At 66.9% G+C, this 18,094-nt stretch carries 16 protein-coding genes; 3 read left to right on the top strand and 13 right to left on the bottom strand.

All coding sequences use genetic code 11. The features are described from left to right. Window positions 1–2: 2 nt before the first annotated feature. The 3 genes from zwf to pgl are packed head-to-tail and all read left to right on the top strand — an operon-like array spanning window position 3 to window position 3,305. Window positions 3–1,565 (top strand): glucose-6-phosphate dehydrogenase, encoded by a 1,563-nt coding sequence (gene zwf / locus AC1DR1_RS10350; RefSeq protein WP_229992635.1) that lies wholly within the window; start codon window positions 3–5, stop codon window positions 1,563–1,565. Continuing rightward, window positions 1,562–2,503, top strand: coding sequence for a glucose-6-phosphate dehydrogenase assembly protein OpcA (locus AC1DR1_RS10345; RefSeq protein WP_229992636.1), 942 nt, complete (start codon window positions 1,562–1,564; stop codon window positions 2,501–2,503). Before zwf ends, AC1DR1_RS10345 begins: the two co-directional genes overlap by 4 nt. Further along, window positions 2,493–3,305, top strand: a complete 813-nt coding sequence (pgl, locus tag AC1DR1_RS10340; protein ID WP_290369322.1) for a 6-phosphogluconolactonase — start codon at window positions 2,493–2,495, stop codon at window positions 3,303–3,305. The genes AC1DR1_RS10345 and pgl overlap by 11 nt, the downstream gene beginning before the upstream one ends. Here the strand turns inward: pgl and AC1DR1_RS10335 are convergent. The 13 genes from AC1DR1_RS10335 to uvrA all read right to left on the bottom strand — a co-directional run bounded on the left by AC1DR1_RS10335 (window position 3,264) and on the right by uvrA (window position 18,053). Continuing rightward, on the bottom strand, window positions 3,264–3,659 hold the full coding sequence (locus AC1DR1_RS10335) for an RNA polymerase-binding protein RbpA (RefSeq protein WP_476992555.1): 396 nt from the start codon (window positions 3,657–3,659) through the stop codon (window positions 3,264–3,266). The genes pgl and AC1DR1_RS10335 overlap by 42 nt on opposite strands. Before the next feature lie 117 nt (window positions 3,660–3,776). Beyond that, entirely contained in the window at window positions 3,777–4,034 is a 258-nt protein-coding gene (gene secG / locus AC1DR1_RS10330) for a preprotein translocase subunit SecG (RefSeq protein ID WP_229992637.1), read from the bottom strand. Between the two features lie 48 nt (window positions 4,035–4,082). Further along, entirely contained in the window at window positions 4,083–4,898 is an 816-nt protein-coding gene (tpiA, locus tag AC1DR1_RS10325; RefSeq protein ID WP_229992638.1) for a triose-phosphate isomerase, read from the bottom strand. Between the two features lie 162 nt (window positions 4,899–5,060). Further along, on the bottom strand, window positions 5,061–6,287 hold the full coding sequence (locus tag AC1DR1_RS10320) for a phosphoglycerate kinase (RefSeq protein WP_476992554.1): 1,227 nt from the start codon (window positions 6,285–6,287) through the stop codon (window positions 5,061–5,063). 10 nt (window positions 6,288–6,297) lie between these two features. After that, window positions 6,298–7,308, bottom strand: coding sequence for a type I glyceraldehyde-3-phosphate dehydrogenase (gene gap / locus AC1DR1_RS10315; RefSeq protein WP_091561639.1), 1,011 nt, complete (start codon window positions 7,306–7,308; stop codon window positions 6,298–6,300). A 267-nt stretch (window positions 7,309–7,575) separates the two neighbouring features. Then, window positions 7,576–8,199, bottom strand: coding sequence for a superoxide dismutase (locus AC1DR1_RS10310; protein WP_090956088.1), 624 nt, complete (start codon window positions 8,197–8,199; stop codon window positions 7,576–7,578). A 169-nt stretch (window positions 8,200–8,368) separates the two neighbouring features. Then, window positions 8,369–9,349 (bottom strand): DNA-binding protein WhiA, encoded by a 981-nt coding sequence (gene whiA / locus AC1DR1_RS10305; RefSeq protein WP_229992640.1) that lies wholly within the window; start codon window positions 9,347–9,349, stop codon window positions 8,369–8,371. Between the two features lie 10 nt (window positions 9,350–9,359). Next, window positions 9,360–10,379, bottom strand: coding sequence for a gluconeogenesis factor YvcK family protein (locus AC1DR1_RS10300; protein WP_229992641.1), 1,020 nt, complete (start codon window positions 10,377–10,379; stop codon window positions 9,360–9,362). Then, entirely contained in the window at window positions 10,379–11,302 is a 924-nt protein-coding gene (rapZ, locus tag AC1DR1_RS10295) for an RNase adapter RapZ (RefSeq protein WP_229992642.1), read from the bottom strand. The genes AC1DR1_RS10300 and rapZ overlap by 1 nt, the downstream gene beginning before the upstream one ends. A 124-nt stretch (window positions 11,303–11,426) precedes the next feature. Continuing rightward, a complete protein-coding gene (uvrC, locus tag AC1DR1_RS10290; protein WP_229992643.1) occupies window positions 11,427–13,436 on the bottom strand; it encodes an excinuclease ABC subunit UvrC in 2,010 nt (669 codons plus the stop codon). A gap of 67 nt (window positions 13,437–13,503) precedes the next feature. Further along, complete coding sequence (locus AC1DR1_RS10285; RefSeq protein ID WP_229992644.1) at window positions 13,504–14,172, bottom strand: lysophospholipid acyltransferase family protein; 669 nt, start codon at window positions 14,170–14,172, stop codon at window positions 13,504–13,506. Next, the gene (locus AC1DR1_RS10280; RefSeq protein ID WP_229992645.1) at window positions 14,159–14,923 is read right to left on the bottom strand and encodes an HAD hydrolase-like protein; all 765 of its coding nucleotides are present in this window, start codon (window positions 14,921–14,923) and stop codon (window positions 14,159–14,161) included. Before AC1DR1_RS10280 ends, AC1DR1_RS10285 begins: the two co-directional genes overlap by 14 nt. Before the next feature lie 181 nt (window positions 14,924–15,104). Beyond that, the gene (gene uvrA / locus AC1DR1_RS10275) at window positions 15,105–18,053 is read right to left on the bottom strand and encodes an excinuclease ABC subunit UvrA (RefSeq protein WP_476966832.1); all 2,949 of its coding nucleotides are present in this window, start codon (window positions 18,051–18,053) and stop codon (window positions 15,105–15,107) included. Window positions 18,054–18,094 lie beyond the last annotated feature (41 nt).

Below are 18,094 nucleotides of genomic sequence, written 5' to 3'. Positions count from 1 at the left end.
CCATGCCAGAAACCTACAACGGCGGCAGGAACACGGCCGGCCGGGGGCGCAATCCGCTCCGGGACCCCCGTGACCGCCGTCTGAACCGTATTGCCGGGCCGGCATCGCTGGTCCTGTTCGGGGTGACCGGGGACCTCGCCCGCAAGAAGCTGATGCCGGCTGTGTATGACCTCGCCAACCGCGGGCTGCTGCCGCCGAGCTTCGCCCTGGTGGGCTTTGCCCGCCGGGAGTGGGAGAACGAGGACTTCGCCGCGGAGGTCAAGGAGTCCGTCAAGGCCTACGCCCGCACCCCGTTCGATGAGACGGTCTGGAAGCAGCTCTCCGAGGGCATCCGCTTCGTGCAGGGCGAGTTCGACGACGACGACGCGTTCAAGCGGCTCTCCGACACGATCGATGAGCTCGACGAGCAGCGCGGGACCCGGGGCAACCACGCGTTCTACCTCTCGATCCCGCCGAAGGCCTTCGAGCAGGTCTGCCGCCAGCTCTCCAAGCACGGACTGGCCCAGGCCGCGGGCGACAACTGGCGCCGCGTCGTGATCGAAAAACCGTTCGGACACGACCTCGCATCGGCCCGCCAGCTCAACGACATCGTCGAGTCGGTGTTCCCGCCGGACGCGGTCTTCCGGATCGATCACTACCTGGGCAAGGAGACGGTGCAGAACATCCTGGCGCTGCGCTTCGCAAACCAGCTCTTCGAGCCGCTCTGGAACGGCAACTATGTTGACCACGTCCAGATCACCATGGCCGAGGACATCGGCACCGGCGGCCGGGCAGGCTACTACGACGGCGTGGGCGCGGCCCGCGACGTCATCCAGAACCACCTGCTCCAGCTGTTGGCCCTGACGGCCATGGAAGAGCCGATCTCCTTCAACGCCGATGACCTGCGGGCCGAGAAGGAAAAGGTCCTGGCCGCCGTCAGGCTCCCCCACGACCTCTCCACCCACTCCGCCCGCGGCCAGTTCACCGGCGGCTGGCAGGGCGGCGAGGAAGTCCTCGGGTACCTGGAGGAAGACGGCATCCCGGCCGATTCCAAGACCGAGACGTTTGCCGCGATCCGGGTGGACATCAATACCCGGCGCTGGTCCGGCGTGCCGTTCTACCTGCGTGCCGGCAAGCGGCTGGGCCGCCGGGTGACGGAAATCGCCGTCGTGTTCAAGCGCGCACCGAACCTGCTCTTCCGCGACCACAGCGAGGACGACTTCGGCCAGAACGCCGTGGTGATCCGGGTCCAGCCCGACGAGGGCGCCACGATCCGGTTCGGGTCCAAGGTCCCGGGCACCCAGATGGAGGTCCGCGACGTCACCATGGACTTCGGCTACGGGCACTCCTTCACCGAGTCCAGCCCCGAAGCCTACGAACGGCTCATCCTGGACGTGCTGCTGGGCGAACCGCCGCTGTTCCCCCGGCACCAGGAAGTCGAGCTGTCCTGGAAGATCCTGGACCCGTTCGAGGACTACTGGGCCGGCCTGGACGAACAGCCCCAGCCCTACGCTCCCGGCAGCTGGGGCCCCGCCTCKGCCGATGAGCTCCTTGCCCGCGACGGACGAACCTGGAGAAGGCCATGATCGTAGATCTTCCCGATACCACCACCTCCAAGATCTCCAAGAAGATCATGGCCCTGCGCGAGCAGGGCGGCGTGATCGCCCTGGGCCGGGTGCTGACCCTTGTGGTCGTCACCCGCTCCGGGCTCGAGGAAGAGGCCATCGAGGCCGCCAACGAGGCCAGCCGGGAACACCCGTGCCGGATCATCGTCCTCGCCGACGCCGGTGCCTCGGCCCCGACCCGGCTCGACGCTCAGATCCGCGTCGGCGGCGACGCCGGGGCCTCCGAGGTCATCCTGCTGCGCGGCTACGGCGAACTCGCCGAGGAAAGCGAATCCCTTGTCGCGGCCCTGCTGCTCCCGGACGCCCCGATCGTGGCCTGGTGGCCGCACGGCGCGCCCAGGAATGCCTGCCAGACCTCGGTCGGGGGCATCGCGCACCGCCGGATCACCGACTCGGCCAACGAAGCGGATCCCGTCGCGGCGCTGGAGAACATCCGCCGCACCTACAAGGCCGGCGACACGGACCTCGCCTGGACCCGCCTGACCAACTGGCGCATCCAGCTGGCCGCGGTTCTGGACCAGGCGGACGACTCGCCGGTCACGGCCGTCGCCGTCGAGGGCGCCTCGGACTCCCCCAGCACCGTGCTGCTCGCGGCCTGGCTGACTCTGGCCCTGGACGTTCCCGTCACGATCGTGGCCGACCCGGCCGGAACCGGCATCCGCCGCGTCCGGCTGACCCGGCCCGGCGGCGACATCCAGCTCTTCCGGCCCGGACTCACCATCGCGGAACTGACCCAGCCCGGCCAGCCCGCGCAGCGGATCTCCCTGCCGCGGCGCAGCCTCAAAGACTGCCTCGCCGAAGAGCTCCGCCGCCTGGACCCGGACGAAGTCTTCGGCGAAGTGATTACTATGGGACTGCCACGTACCAATCTAAGGAGTGTCCGTCCCAGTGAGCGCTGACCCGAGAGTAAGCATCCATCCTGACTCGTCCGTCCTGATGGCTGCGATCGCAGCCCGCCTGATCACCAAGCTCGTGGATATCCAGGACCGGCACGGCGAAGCCACGGTGGTGCTTACCGGGGGCACAATGGGCATCGGCTCGCTGAAGGCCGTGGCCGAATCACCGGCGGCGCCGGCCGTCGACTGGTCCAAGGTGAACTTCTGGTGGGGTGACGAGCGCTTCGTCGCGGCCGACGACGCCGAGCGCAACGCCCGGCAGGCGCAGGAGGCCCTCCTGTCCCATATCAGCGTTGATCCGGCGCGCGTCCATGTGCCTGGTTCCACCGATGACTTCGACAGCCCGGATGAAGCGGCCGCGGACTACGCGCGCCGCCTCGCTGAGGCGGCAGCCGCTGAACACGCCGCGGACATGTCAGACGACAGGCCGGAACTTCCGGCGCGGCTCCCACGCCTGGACATTGTCCTCCTCGGCGTCGGGCCGGACGCGCACGTCGCGTCGCTTTTCCCTGAGCAGGCCGGCATCCGGGAGAAGGAACTGACTGTCGTGGGCGTCCACAACTCGCCCAAACCGCCGCCGGCCCGGGTGTCGCTGACGTTGCCGGCGATCAATACGGCATCAGAGGTGTGGATGGTGGTGGCCGGCGACGACAAGGCCGGCGCCGTGGGACTGGCGCTGGCCGGCGCCAATCCCGTGCAGGTTCCCGCGGCGGGGCCGCGCGGCCGCCGGGAAACCCTGTGGCTGATTGACGAAAACGCGGCCTCACGGGTCCCGGAGCAGCTCGTCCGGAAGGGCCCGTCCTGAGCGCAGCCGTTCCAGCGCTCCGGCCAGCACGTCTTCGGCGTCCTGGCTGGAGCGCCGCTCTTTAACGTATTCCAGGTGCGTCTTGAAGCCCTCGGTGGGCRCTTCCTCCAGGGCAAACTTTGTTTCGTCGCGGGTTGCGGTCCCGCCGCAGCKCCGGCAGTCCCAGACTCCGGGGATCTGTTCCTCCGGCAGTTGCGCGAACACAAGCGCGGTTTCATGGCCCTTGGCGCACCGGAAGGAGACACGAATACGGGGCTGGCGTACGCCGGCCCCGTTGAGTGGCTCATGGCGGGGAGATGCCCCCTCCGTGGCGCCTACACGGATTCCCTTGAATCCGGAAGCGGAATGCAGCATCGGGAACTCCTTGCTACTTAGCTGGTGGAAGTGTGCAAGACAGCCACAGTGTAGATCGAGAGTTCCCGATGCCGGGAGGGCCATAAGGACCCCATATGAAGTTTTCGGACGGGCGTCCTAGGAATCGGCGCCCGTGCTGAACCGCATGAGCAGGCCGAGGGCGATGATCACGACCCCCCAGGTGATGCCCAGGACGACCGTGAACCGGTTGAGGTTGCGTTCGGCGACCCCGGAGGAGCTCAGGCCCGAACTCATTCCGCCGCCGAACATGTCGGACAGGCCGCCTCCGCGTCCCTTATGGAGCAAGATGAGCAACGTCAGCAGGAGGCTGGTGATGCCCAGGAGAACCTGCAGAATGACATGAAGAACGTCCACGACGGCCTTTCAGAAGAATTGGATTACGGGGGTCAGGCTGTGTCCGGACTAATCCGTCAACAGGTGACTCTCGAACCTGACAATATTAGCAAACTCGGCAGCGTCCAGGCTGGCACCGCCGACCAGCAAGCCGTCGACGTCGCGTTCCTTCAGGATCGAGGCCGCGTTGTTGGCCTTGACCGAGCCGCCGTAGAGCAGCCGGGTCTTGGCGGCAACGTCGGCTCCGAAGAGGGTGGACAGTTCGGCACGGATGGCTGCGCACATTTCCTGAGCGTCCTCCGGGCCGGCAACTTCGCCGGTGCCGATGGCCCAGACGGGCTCGTAGGCGACAACGAGCTCGGCAGCCTGTTCCGGAGTGAGTCCTTCGACGCCGGCGCGGAGCTGGGCGAGCGTGTGGTCCACATGGGTGCCGGCCTGCCGGATCTCGAGGCCTTCGCCGACACACAGGACGGGGGTGATGCCGTGCCGGAAGGCGGCTTGGGTCTTGGCGTTGAGCACGGTGTCGGACTCGTTGTGGATGGTGCGGCGTTCGCTGTGGCCGACCAGTGCGTAACTGCAGCCGAGCTTGGCCAGGAACTGCCCGGAAATATCGCCCGTGTAGGCGCCGGAGTCGAACTGGGAGAGGTCCTGGCCGCCATAGACGACGGCGAGCTCGTCGCCCTGGACAAGGGTCTGGACGCCGCGGAGATCCGTGAACGGCGGGAAGACGGCGACCTCCACCCGGCTGTAGTCGTGCTTGGCGTCGGACAGGGTCCACGCGAGCTTCTGCAGGAGGGTGATGCCCTGGACGTGGTCCATGTTCATCTTCCAGTTGCCGGCGATGAAGGGCTTGCGGTCGAATTTACCGTTGGTTGACGTGGTCACGTGATCTCCAAGAGTGCTTGTTGTATGAGAGCAGCCGGCAGGGTGCCCGGCTCCTTGCGGAGGGCACCCTGCCGGCTCGATGGGCTGGCGGCCGGCGCTGTCAGGTCGCCAGGCGGCCGCCGCTGCTTCTAGCGGTCAGCGCTTCTAGCCGTCAGTGCGCTTCTAACGGTCCAGGACGCTCAGTCCGGGGAGTTCCTTGCCTTCAAGGTACTCCAGGCTTGCGCCGCCGCCGGTGGAAATGTGGCCGAACTGGTCATCGGCGAAGCCGAGGGTCCGGACCGCCGCCGCGGAGTCGCCGCCGCCAACCACCGTGAACGCGTCCGTCTCGGTCAGCGCCTGGGCGATGGCCCGGGTGCCGCCGGCGAAGGCCGCGAATTCGAACACGCCCATGGGACCGTTCCAGAACACCGTCTTGGCGCCCTTGATCCGTTCCGCGAAAGCCGCTGCCGATACCGGCCCGATGTCCAGCCCGATGCCCTGGGCTCCGAAGCTGCTCGACTCGAYGGCGTCGGCTGCGACGGTCTCGTGCTCGGCGTCGGCGGCGAACTTGGCCGCCACCACAACATCAGTGGGCACGACGAACTCGGTACCGGCGTCCGCGGCCCGCTTCAGGTAGTCCTGCACGACCGGGATCTGGTCCTCTTCGAGCAGGCTGGCCGCGACCTTGTGGCCCGCTGCGGCGAGGAAGGTGAACAGCATGCCGCCGCCCACCAGGATCGTGTCAGCCTTGCCGAGGAGGTTGTCGATGACAGCGAGCTTGTCGGAGACCTTGGAGCCGCCGAGGACCACGACGTAGGGCCGCTGGGTGTCGGCGGTGAGCTTGCGCAGCACCTCGACCTCCGTGCGGACGAGGTCGCCCTGGTAGGACGGCAGCCGCGTGGCGACGTCGTACACGCTGGCGTGCTTGCGGTGCACGGCACCGAAGGCATCATCGACGAAGGCGCCGTTGTCACCGGTGAGGGCGACCAGCTCGTCGGCGAAGGCTCCGCGTTCGGCGTCAGCCTTGGAGGTCTCGCGCGCGTCGAAGCGCACGTTCTCCAGGACCAGCGCCTCGCCGTCCTGCAGCGCGGCGGAAAGCTCCTTGGCCGACCCGCCGACAGTGTCGCCGGCGAGTGCGACCTTGAACCCGGCAAGCTCGGCCAGCCGCGTGGCTGCGGGCTTGAGTGAGTACTTCTCCTCCGGGGCGCCCTTGGGGCGGCCCAGGTGTGCTGTGACCAGCACTCGGGCACCGGCGTCCGTGAGCTTCGCCAGCACTGGCAGGGAGGCCTTGATGCGGCCGTCGTCAGTCACTGTAGAGCCGTCGAGCGGCACGTTCAGGTCACTTCTGACCAGAACGTACCGCCCGCGGACACCATCAGCGATCAGTTCGTTGAGGGTGTGGAATGTCATGAGTCTTACCCTAGCCCAGCTTGGACGCGACAAGCTCCGTGAGGTCCACGAGGCGGTTGGAGTAGCCCCATTCATTGTCATACCAGGACACAACCTTGACCTGGTCGCCGATCACCTTGGTCAGGCCCGAATCGAAGATGGACGACGCCGGGTCGCCAACGATGTCCGAGGAGACGATCGGCTCGTCGGTGTAAGTCAGCAGGCCCCTGAGCTCGTCGGTCTCGGATGCTGCCTTGAGGGCGGCGTTGACTTCAGCGACGGTGGTCTCGCGGGACACCGTGACGGTCAGGTCCGTGGCGGAGCCGGTGGGGACGGGCACGCGGATGGCGTAGCCGTCGAGCTTGCCCTTGAGCTCCGGCAGGACCAGGCCGATTGCCTTGGCGGCACCGGTGGAGGTGGGCACCATGTTGATGGCAGCGGCGCGGGCGCGGCGGAGGTCCTTGTGCGGGCCGTCCTGCAGGTTCTGGTCGGCCGTGTAGGCGTGGATGGTGGTCATCAGGCCACGCTCGATGCCGAAGGCGTCGTTGATGACCTTGGCCAGCGGGCCGAGGCAGTTGGTGGTGCAGGAGGCGTTGGAGATGATGTGGTGCGTGGCGCTGTCGTACAGGCCGTCGTTGACGCCCATCACGATCGTGATGTCCTCATCCGACGCGGGGGCGGAGATCAGGACCTTCTTGGCGCCGGCGTCGATGTGCTTCTGCGCATCGGCGGCCTTCGTGAAGAAACCGGTGGACTCGATGACGATGTCGACGCCGAGCTCGCCCCAGGGCAGCTTCGCGGGATCGCGTTCGGCAAGGACCTTGATGATGTTGCCGTCGACGACGATGTTGCCGTCCTTGACCTCAATGGTTTCGGCCAGCCGGCCGCCCACGGAGTCGTACTTGAAGAGGTGAGCGAGGGCTTCCGGGCTGGTGAGGTCGTTGACCGCAACAATCTCAAGATCTGCGCCCTGTGCGAGGGCGGCGCGGAAGTAGTTGCGGCCGATACGGCCAAAGCCGTTGATGCCAATACGGGTCGTCACGTTTTCAGTCTCCTTGGTGCTCTTTGCGAGCACGACTAGTTGAGAAGGCGTTCAAGCCAACTAACAGATCCCGCACGCCATTGGGCAGAGATAATTACCAGATCGGAGGGCGACCAGCCACATTGCTGAAGGCTAACCGCCTTCCGTGATCCATCTTACGTTTAACCGGGACTGCCCCCGCAAGTGCAGGGGCAGTCCGTCCACATTTCGGGCCGAACGGCCCGTAATGTGAGGTTTGTTACAAACGGAAGTCGATCCCGTCACCCCTTAGAGGGTAATGAGACCCGTCGCGTTCTTGCGGGCGGCGTCGAAGCGCTTGGCGACGTCGGCCCAGTTCACGATGTTCCAGAAGGCCTTGACGTAGTCGGCCTTGACGTTGACGTAGTCCAGGTAGAAGGCGTGCTCCCACATGTCCAGCATCAGCAGCGGGGTTGTGCCGAGTGCGACGTTGCCCTGCTGATCGTAGAGCTGCTCGATCACGAGGTTGCCGCCGATGGGCTCGTACGCCAGGAAGCCCCAGCCGGAGCCCTGCAGGCCCAGCGCCGCTGCGCTGAACTGGGCACGGAACGCGTCGAACGAGCCGAAGGCGTCGTCGATGGCCGCAGCGAGCTCACCCTCGGGCTTGTCGCCACCGTCCGGGGAGAGGTTCTTCCAGAAGACGGAGTGGTTGATGTGGCCGCCGGTGTGGAACGCGAGGTCCTTGGAGAGGCGGTTGATGTTGGCGAAGTCGCCCTTTTCGCGCGCCTCGGCCAGCTGGGCGAGGGCGTTGTTGGCGCCGGTCACATAGGCGGCGTGGTGCTTGCTGTGGTGCAGCTCCATGATCTTCGCGGAGATGTGCGGTTCCAGCGCTGCGTAGTCATAGTCGAGCTCTGGCAGTACGTACTCGGTCACAAAATCCTCCAATGTCGTGGACGGGTTGTCCGGTTTGGTAACTCTCGGATTGTGCATCCGGATGCGGGGCATCCGGAAGATTTGCGGTGGGATCCAACGGCAACAACCCGCCGCGGTTCCCGGGTATTTCCATTCCCGGTATTTTCCTGCTGTTGATTCTAGGGGCGGGCTAGTCGTCGAGCATTTCCGGCGTCACATTGGCTTCCGTGCCCGGGATGCCGAGATCCTGGGCCCGCTTGTCCGCCATGGCCAAAAGCCGGCGGATCCGGCCGGCAATGGCGTCCTTGGTCATGATTGGGTCGGCCAGGCGGCCAAGCTCATCCAGGCTGGCCTGCTTGTGCGCGACCCGCAGCTCGCCGGCGTACTTGAGGTGGTCCGGGACGTCGTCACCCAGGATTTCCAGGGCGCGGTCCACGCGGGCACCGGCGGCGACGGCGGCCTGCGCCGAACGGCGCAGGTTGGCGTCGTCGAAGTTGGCGAGCCGGTTGGCCGTGGCGCGGACTTCCTTGCGCATGCGGCGTTCCTCCCAGACCATGAGCGCGTCGTGGGCGCCCATGCGGGTCAGCAGCGCGGCGATCGTGTCGCCGTCGCGGATCACCACACGGTCCACTCCCCTGACCTCGCGGGCCTTGGCCTGGATGCCGAGGCGACGGGCGGCGCCGACGAGGGCCAGTGCCGATTCGGGGCCGGGGCACGTGACTTCCATGGCCGAGGAGCGGCCGGGCTCGGTCAGTGAGCCGTGCGCCAGGAAGGCGCCGCGCCAGACAGCCTCGGCGTCCGCGGCGGAGCCGTTCACCACTACGGACGGAAGGCCGCGCACGGGGCGCCCGCGGGCGTCCAGGAGTCCGGTCTGGCGGGCCAGGGCCTCACCGTCGCGCACCACGCGCACCACGTAGCGGCTGCCGCGGCGCAGGCCGCCGCCCGAGACGACGATGATCTCGCTCTGGTGGCCGTATACCTCGGCGATTGCCGCGCGCAGCCGCCGGGCGGTCGAGGCGAGGTCGACTTCGGCCTCGATCACAATCCGGCCCGAGATGATGTGCAGCCCGCCGGCGAAGCGGAGCATGGCCGATACCTCGGCCTTGCGGACCGAGGACTTCTTAATATCCAGACGGGAAAGTTCTTCCTTGACTGATGCTGTCAGTGCCATGGCACCTTTCCTAACTGTTCCCGAAAATATCGTGGTACGCCGTCGCCAGCCGCAACGGATCGTGGACCGGACGGCGACCAGACGCCCCCACTTTACCCAAGACCACCTCGGCACCGAGCATTCCTGCCGCCGCCTCAAAGTCGGGCAGGTCCTGGACCGATGCCGGGTCGGCCAGGATGACGTCGATCGTGAACTCCGGCGCGTACTCGCGCAGCACCCGGAGGTGGTCGGCGGCGGTCATGCCGGCGGTCTCTTTGGTGTCCGTGGCGAGGTTCATCGTCAGGCAGCGGCGGGCGGCCGTGTTGCAGAGGGCCTCACGCATTTCGGGCAGCAGCAGGTGCGGCAGTACGGACGTGTACCAGGAGCCCGGCCCGAGGATCACCCAGTCGGCCAGCTCGATCGCCGTCAGTGCCTCCATGCATGCCGGAGCGTTCTCGGGCAACAGCCTGACATGCTGCAGGTTCCCTGCCACCGCGCACTTGGCCTGCCCGGTGAGGGTCTGCAGTGCCGTGGTGCCGTCCGGGGCGGTGACCCTCACCTGGCCCTCGATGGTAAGCGGGATGCTGGACATCGGCAGGACCTCGCCGCGGGCGCCGAGCAGGGCACCGGCCCACTTGAGGCCGGCAACGGTGTCGCCCAGGAGCTCCCAGAGCGTGACGATCAGGAGGTTGCCCATGGCGTGCTCATCGAGGGACCCGCCGCGGCCCTTGCCGGGGGCGAAACGGTGCTGCATGACATCGCGCCACGTCCGGCCCCAGTCGGTGTCGTCGCACAGCGCGGACAGGGCCATGCGGAGGTCGCCCGGCGGCAGGACGCCGTACTCTTCACGGAGCCGGCCGGAGGATCCGCCGTCGTCCGCGACTGTGACGATCGCGGTGAGCTCGGAGGTCAGCAGGCGCAGGGCAGACAGCGAGGCGGAGAGGCCGTGGCCGCCGCCGAGCGCGACGACGGACGGGCCTTTGTCCTGCTGGCTGGCGAATGCCGCGCTGGCGGGCGGGACAAGGGGCAGCGGGCCGGTGAGCAGCGCCATTACTCGCGGCCCAGGTCCCGGTGCGTCGTGGTCACGGTGACGCGCGGATATTGCGCCAGCCGCCGTGAAAGCTCGACGGCGACCGCCACGGAGCGGTGCTTGCCGCCGGTGCAGCCCACGGCGATGGTGGCGTAGTGCTTGTTCTCCCGCCGGTACCCGTCCAGGACCGGTTCGAGGGCCAAGACGTAGCGTTCCACGAATTCGCTGACGCCCTGGGCCTCCAGCACGTAGTCGCTGACGTCCTGGTCCAGCCCGGTGTGCGGGCGCAACTGCGGCACCCAGTGCGGGTTGGGGATGAAGCGGGCATCGGCCACGAAGTTGGCATCCACCGGCAGCCCGTACTTGAAGCCAAAGCTCATGACGTTCAGCCGCAGCGCCACCGGCCCGGTCTCGCTGAAAAGTTCCGTGATGGCGGTGGCGAGACCGTGGACGTTGAGCGAGGACGTGTCCAGGACGATGTCGGCGGTGTCCTTCAGGTCACGGACAAGCTCGCGTTCGGCCGCGATGCCGTCGAGGATCCGGCCGCCGCCCTGAAGCGGGTGGGGCCTGCGGCCCTGCTCGAAGCGGCGCACCAGGACGTCGTCGCTAGCGTCGAGGAAAAGCACGCGGAAGCTCACGCCGGTGGCTTCCAGGGCGCGGAGGGCCGCGCGCATGTCGACGAAGAGTTCCTTGCTCCGGACGTCCATCACGACGGCGAGCTTGGACATCGAATGCGGTGTCCGCGACACGAGCTCGGCGAGTGTGCCGAGCATCTGCGGCGGCAGGTTTTCCACGACGTACCAGCCATGGTCCTCAAGGGCGTCCGAGGCGGTGCTCCGGCCGGCTCCCGACATTCCGGTCACTACGAGCAGTTCCGCCTCGACGGGTTTAACGGGCGTCATGCCGTCCGCATCCGTCTCGGATCCTGCCGTCGACTCTGCCATCAGTGAAGCCCCATCTCTGCCTGTGCGATTTGCTGTTCCGATCAGGTTCGCGCCCATGGCCGCGGTGATGCCGCGGCCATGGCGTTACCCAAGTCTTTACCCTAGCTAAGTTTGACGGCGCTAGCTAAGCGTCGAGGATTTCACCGGTGGTCATGTTGACGGCAGGAACCGTGGCTGCCTCCTCGCCGCCGTCGGCATTGAAGTGCCGGACGATTGCTGCGGCCAGGGACGGACCGATCCCCTTGGCGCCGGTGAGTTCTTCCTGCGTCGCAGCCTTGATGCCCTTCACGGAGCCGAATTCGGCCAAGAGGGCCTTGCGTTTGGACTCACCCAGCCCGGGCACGCTGTCCAGCGCGGAAACCGTCATGGCCTTGCCGCGCTTTTGCCGGTGGAAGGTGATGGCGAAGCGGTGGGCCTCGTCGCGGATCCGCTGCAGCAGGTACAGGCCGGCGGAGGCGCGCGGCAGGATCACCGGGAAGTCACTCTCCGGCAGCCACACTTCTTCGAGCCGCTTGGCCAGGCCGACCACATACACGTCCTCGATCCCCAGCTCCGCCAGCGCCCGGGCGGCGGCGTTGACCTGCGGTTTGCCGCCGTCGACGACGACGAGGTTGGGCGGGTAAGCGAACTTGCTCCGCGGCGCCGGCGTCGTGGAGTCAGCGACCGCTGCGGCGGTTGCCGCGTCCAGCGCGGCCTGGTGCGCCGGTTTGGCCGCGGCCGCTGCCTGCTCGGATTTCTCCTGCAGATAGTGCCGGAACCGGCGGGTGAGCACGTCATGCATGGCCGCCGTGTCGTCGGTGGCGGCGGCTCCGGTTACGGCGAACTTCCGGTACTCGGACTTCTTCGGCAGGCCGTCCTCCACCACCACCATGGAGCCGACCACGTTGGTGCCCTGGACGTGCGAGATGTCGAAGCACTCGATCCGCAGCAGCGCCACGGGAAGCTCGAGGGCTTCCTGGATCTCCTGAAGGGCCTGGGAGCGCATGGTAAGGTCGCCGGCGCGCCGGGACTTGTGGAGCTTGAGCGCGTGCTCGGCGTTTTCACGGACCGTGGACATGAGCGCGGCCTTGTCTCCGCGTTGGGGCACCCGGACGTCCACCCGGGCCCCGCGCAGGCCGCTGAGCCATTGCGTGAGCTCCGTGGCGTTGCTGGGTTCGGTGGGCACCAGGACCTCGCGGGGCAACCTGCCCTGCAGCCCGGCTTCCTCGCCGTAGACCTGCTGGAGCAGGTGTTCGACCAGTTCCGGGGTGGTGGAGTCCTCGACTTTTTCCACGACCCAGCCGCGCTGGCCGCGGATCCGGCCGCCGCGGACGTGGAAGACCTGGACGGCGGCTTCGAGCTCGTCTTCGTGCAGGGCGAAGACGTCGGCGTCCGTGCCCTCGGCGAGGACCACGGCGTTGCGTTCGAAGACCTTCTTCAGCGCCACGATGTCGTCCCGGAGCCGGGCCGCGCGTTCGTAGTCGAGCTCGGCAACTGCCGCGGCCATCTCCCGTTCCAGCCGGTTGACGAACGGCTTGGCTTCGCCGCCCATGAAGGTACAGAAGTCCTCGGCAAGAGCGCGGTGGTCCTCGGCGGAGATCCGGCCGACGCAGGGCGCGGAACATTTGTCGATGTAGCCGAGCAGGCAGGGCCGGCCGCTGGCTTCGGCGCGCTTCAGCACCCCGGGACTGCAGCTCCGTACCGGGAACACGCGCAGGAGGGTGTCCATGGTGTCCCGGATCGCCCCGGCGGTGTACGGGCCGAAATACCGGGTCCCCTTGCGACGGTCGCCGCGCAGCACCTGGACGCGCGGGTACTTCTCCCCCATCGTGACGGCCAGGTACGGGTAGGTTTTGTCGTCCCGGAACATCACGTTGAAGCGGGGCGTGAATTCCTTGATCCAGGTGTATTCCAGCTGCAGCGACTCGAGCTCGCTGCCCACTACGGTCCATTCGACGCTGCTGGCCGTATGCACCATCGCGTAGGTCTTAGGCATGAGCCCGGCGGGGTTGGCGAAGTACGTATTCAGCCGGGAACGGAGGTTCTTGGCCTTTCCGACGTAGATGACCCGGCCGTGCGGATCGCGGAAGCGGTACACGCCCGGATTGGTCGGAATTTCACCCGTCTGGGGTCGGTAACTCGCTGGATCTGCCACACATCCAGTCTACTGAGCCGCCGGCGGTGCCGAGGCACCTGCCCTGCGGAGAGCAGGATGGCGTGCGCTATTCGGCCGACTTGCTCTGGTTGTAGCTCGTGGAGCGTTCCTGGCCGCTCAGGTCCGCGATTGCGTCCATGATGCGGTCCGTGACCTGGCGGCGGGCCGGCAGGGAGTGGTCCGGGCCGGTCTTGTCGAAGTACAGCGGCTCGCCCACCTTCATGGTGAAGTGCTGCGGTTTGACGGACTTGCTGTCCGCGGGCTGCAGGTGTTCAGTGCCGATCAGGCCCACCGGGACCACCGGCGCGCCCGTGGTGAGGGCCAGCCAGCCGACGCCGGTGCGGCCGCGGTACAGGATCCCGTCGCGGGAGCGCGTCCCTTCGGGATAGATGCCCACGCCCTTGCCTGAGTCGAGGATGTCCAGCAGCGTCTTCAGTGCCTGCACGCTCGCCGCCTGCTCGCCGCGTTCCACCGGAATGGAGCCCACAGCCTCGAAGAAGGACTTCATGACCTTGCCCTTGACGCCGCCGGTGGTGAAGTATTCCGCCTTCGCGAAGAACGCCACGGGCCGAGGCATCAGGGCCTGGACGATCACGCTGTCCAGGAAGGAGAGATGGTTCGGGGCCACGATGAACGGTCCGTCCTTGGGCACGTTTTCCAGACCAATAACCGTGGGACGGCACGTGGAGGATATGAGCCCGCGGGTGGTCCAGCGGATTGCGTCAAACATTGCCATCGGTGTGCACCTCGTTCAGGGCTGTGATCCCCGGGCGTTCGGAGAGTCTGTTGATCGTCGCGTGAAGCGCCGTGGTGTTGTGCACGATCTCGATGGCACCAGCCGTGTGCAGTTCGCCGTCGGGCGCAAAACCCCAGCCTACGCCGATGCAGTCCAGTCCGTTCGCAGCGGCCCCGGCCACGTCCTGCGCCCGGTCCCCCACCATCACGGCACGGCCGGCCGCCGTAGGGCCGGCCACCGCCAGGTCCGAGAGCGCGGCAGCGACAATCCCGGCCTTGCCTTCGGGGACGGCGTCTTCGGGGACAGAGGCCGATCCCGGGCCGGCGGCGGCCTCGTCGGCAGCGGAGCCCCGGATGCTGTGGAAGAGCCCGGCGATGCCGTGGTGCGCCAGGACGGTGCGGGCAAGCCCTTCGGGCTTCTGGGTGGCGACGGCGATGGGGCGGCCCGCGGCCACAAAGTCCTCGAGCAGTTCCCGGATCCCCGGGTACAGCCGGCTCTGCGCGATTCCGGTGGAAACGTAGTGCGCGCGATAGATGCGGATTGCGTCTTCGAGCAGCGCGGCCGGAACCCCGGCGATTTCGGTGAGGGAATGGCTCAGCTTGGGTCCGATCATGGCGTCCATCCGGGACTTGCCCGGAACCGGCAGGCCAAGCTCGGTGAGGGCCGCGGCGATTCCGTCCGTAATCCCTCCGGCTGGATCGACAAGAGTGCCGTCAAGGTCGAAGATTACGGGCACTGTTGTATGCGTCACCGGCTTAGTTTCTCACGAGTGTGCGGATGCCAGAAATTCGCATACTCCTTCAGGAATACGTCAGGCGATACATCAGCCGATTGCATCAGGTGAATGCATTCCCGTGCGGGCGGGGACACGTGCGGCGACAGTATGTCCTTGCCGCCTGCGCCCGCCCGCACGTGTCCCCGGCGGCAGATGGTCAGGCCAGAAGCTCGGCGAGGAAGGCGGCCGTGTGGCTTTCGCTCGATTTGGCCACCTGCTCCGGCGTGCCGGAGGCGATCACTCGGCCGCCGCCCGAACCGCCGTCGGGGCCAAGGTCCACGATCCAGTCCGCGCTCTTGATGACATCGAGGTTGTGCTCGATCGTGATCACGGTGTTGCCCTTCTCCACGAGGCCCTGCAGCACCATGAGGAGCTTGCGGATGTCCTCGAAGTGCAGGCCTGTGGTGGGTTCGTCCAGGACATAGACGCTGCGGCCGTTTGAGCGTTTCTGGAGCTCGGCCGCGAGCTTCACGCGCTGGGCCTCACCGCCGGAGAGCGTGGTGGCAGGCTGGCCCAGCCGGACGTAGCCAAGGCCGACGTCGACGAGCGTGTTGAGGTGCCGGGCGATCGGTGAGAAGGCCGCGAAGAATTCGGCCCCTTCCTCGATGGGCATGTTCAGCACGTCCGCGATGGTCTTGCCCTTGTAGTGGACCTCCAGGGTTTCGCGGTTGTAGCGTGCGCCGTGGCAGACCTCGCAGGGGACGTAGACGTCCGGCAGGAAGTTCATCTCGATCTTCAGGGTGCCGTCGCCGGAGCAGGCCTCGCAGCGGCCGCCCTTGACGTTGAAGGAGAACCGGCCCGGCAGGTAGCCGCGTACCTTGGCCTCGGTGGTCTCGGCGAAGAGCTTCCGGATGTGGTCGAACACGCCGGTGTAGGTGGCCGGGTTCGAGCGCGGGGTGCGTCCGATGGGGCTCTGGTCGACGTGCACCACCTTGTCCAGGTGTTCGAGGCCCTGGACGGACTTGTGCCGGCCGGCCACTTGCTTGGCGCCGTTGAGCTTGTTGGCAAGTACTTTGTAGAGGATCTCGTTGACCAGGGTGGACTTGCCCGAGCCGCTGACGCCGGTGACGGCGGTGAAGAGGCCCAGCGGGAAGCTGGCATCGATGTTGAGGAGGTTGTTCTCCTTGGCCCCGACCACCTTGAGCTCGCGCTTCTTGTCGTATTTGCGCCGCTTTTTGGGGATCTCGATTTTCTTCCGGCCCGAGAGGTAGTCGCCGGTGAGCGAATCCGTGTTTTCCAGCAGCGCCTGGTAGGAGCCGGAGTGGACCACCATGCCGCCGTGCTCGCCGGCGCCCGGTCCGATGTCCACCACCCAGTCGGCCTCTTGGATGGTGTCCTCGTCATGCTCCACCACGATCAGGGTGTTGCCGAGGTCCCGGAGCCGGGTGAGGGTTTCGATCAGGCGGCGGTTGTCCCGCTGGTGCAGGCCGATCGAGGGCTCGTCAAGGACGTAGAGCACGCCCACGAGGCCGGAGCCGATCTGGGTGGCCAGCCGGATGCGCTGGGCCTCGCCGCCGGACAAAGTGCCGGAGGGCCGTTCCAGGTTCAGGTACTCCAGTCCGACGTCGAGGAGGAAGGTCAGCCGGGCCTGGATTTCCTTGAGGACCTGGTGGGCGATCTGGGCTTCGCGGCCGGTGAGGACGAGGTTGTCAAGGAAGCCTGCACATTCACGCATGGGCAGTGCGGCGACCTCGGCGATTGACTTGCCGTTGATCAGCACCGAGAGGGACGCAGGATTCAGCCGTGCGCCGTTGCAGGCCGGGCACGGGACCTGGCGCATGTACTCCTCGTAGCGGTCGCGCGCAGAGTCCGAATCGGTCTCACCATGCTTGCGGTGGACGTACTGCACCACGCCCTCAAAGCCGGTGCTGTACTTGCGTTCCCGGCCGAAGCGGTTGCGGTATTGCACCACCACTTTGTGGTCCTTGCCGTGCAGGACCGTCTGCCGGACGTCGGTGTCGAGCTTCTCCCACGCCGTCGTCATGGAGAAGCCGAGCTCGTCCGCGAGGCCGGCCAGCAGCCGGTTCCAGTACTCCGTGGTGGCGGTGCCCAGAGACCACGGCGCGATGGCCCCCTCGGAGAGCGAGAGCTCCGGGTTGGGGATGAGGAGTTCCTCGTCGACTTCGAGCTTGGTGCCGATGCCGCTGCACGCGCTGCAGGCGCCGAACGGGTTGTTGAACGAGAAGGAGCGGGGCTCGATCTCGTCGATCGCCAGGGGGTGCTCGTTGGGGCAGGCAAGGTGTTCGGAGAAGGCCCTGATCCGCTCGGGGTCGTCCGCTTCGAGGTCGACGAATTCGGCCAGGATGCGGCCCTCCGCCAGCCCGAGGGCGGTTTCGACGGAGTCGGTCAGGCGCTGGCTGATGCCTTCCTTGACCACGAGGCGGTCAACCACCACTTCAATGGTGTGCTTGAACTGCTTGCCCAGCTTCGGCGGATCGCTCAGGTGGACGAGCTCGCCGTCCACACGGGCCCGCGAGTAGCCCTTGGCGGTGAGTTCCTTGAAGAGGTCGACGAACTCGCCCTTGCGGCCGCGGACCACGGGTGCCAGCACCTGGAAGCGCGTGCCGTCCGGGAGCTCGAGCAGCTGGTCCACGATCTGCTGCGGGGTCTGCTTGGTCACAGGCTCCCCGCAGACGGGGCAATGCGGCCGGCCCACACGGGCCCAGAGCAGGCGCATGTAGTCGTAGATCTCGGTGATGGTGCCCACGGTGGAGCGCGGGTTCTTGCTCGTGGACTTCTGGTCGATGGACACCGCCGGCGAGAGGCCCTCGATGAAGTCGACGTCGGGCTTGTCCACCTGGCCCAGGAACTGCCGGGCATAGGCAGAGAGTGATTCGACGTAGCGGCGCTGGCCCTCGGCGAAGATGGTGTCGAACGCCAGGGAGGACTTGCCGGAGCCGGACAGGCCGGTGAACACGATCATGGCATCGCGGGGCAGGTCCAGGTCCACGTTGCGCAGGTTGTGCTCGCGGGCGCCCTTAACGACCAGGCGCGTCATGTCCGGACGTTTCATCACGGGGCGGGACGGGGCGGCATCCCGGGCTGCCAGCGGTTCGATGGCGGACTGGACTTCAACGGCTGGATCTTCAGCTACGGCTTTAGGCACGAATCTAATGCTAATCGAAAACTTCTTCGAAAAACTATTCT

Source organism: Arthrobacter sp. P4_F10, assembly GCF_056401435.1.
The sequence above is the reverse complement of the archived record's forward strand: the minus strand, read 5'-3'. Positions and strand labels throughout refer to the sequence as shown.

Excerpts from the sequence above, each read along its gene's own strand:
- AC1DR1_RS10345 (WP_229992636.1), top strand. The coding sequence starts at position 1,562 with ATGATCGTAGATCTTCCCGATACCACCACCTCCAAGATCTCCAAGAAG.
- whiA (WP_229992640.1), bottom strand. The coding sequence starts at position 9,349 with ATGGCACTGACAGCATCAGTCAAGGAAGAACTTTCCCGTCTGGATATT.
- AC1DR1_RS10300 (WP_229992641.1), bottom strand. The coding sequence starts at position 10,379 with ATGGCGCTGCTCACCGGCCCGCTGCCCCTTGTCCCGCCCGCCAGCGCG.
- AC1DR1_RS10285 (WP_229992644.1), bottom strand. The coding sequence starts at position 14,172 with ATGGCAATGTTTGACGCAATCCGCTGGACCACCCGCGGGCTCATATCC.
- rapZ (WP_229992642.1), bottom strand. The coding sequence starts at position 11,302 with ATGGCAGAGTCGACGGCAGGATCCGAGACGGATGCGGACGGCATGACG.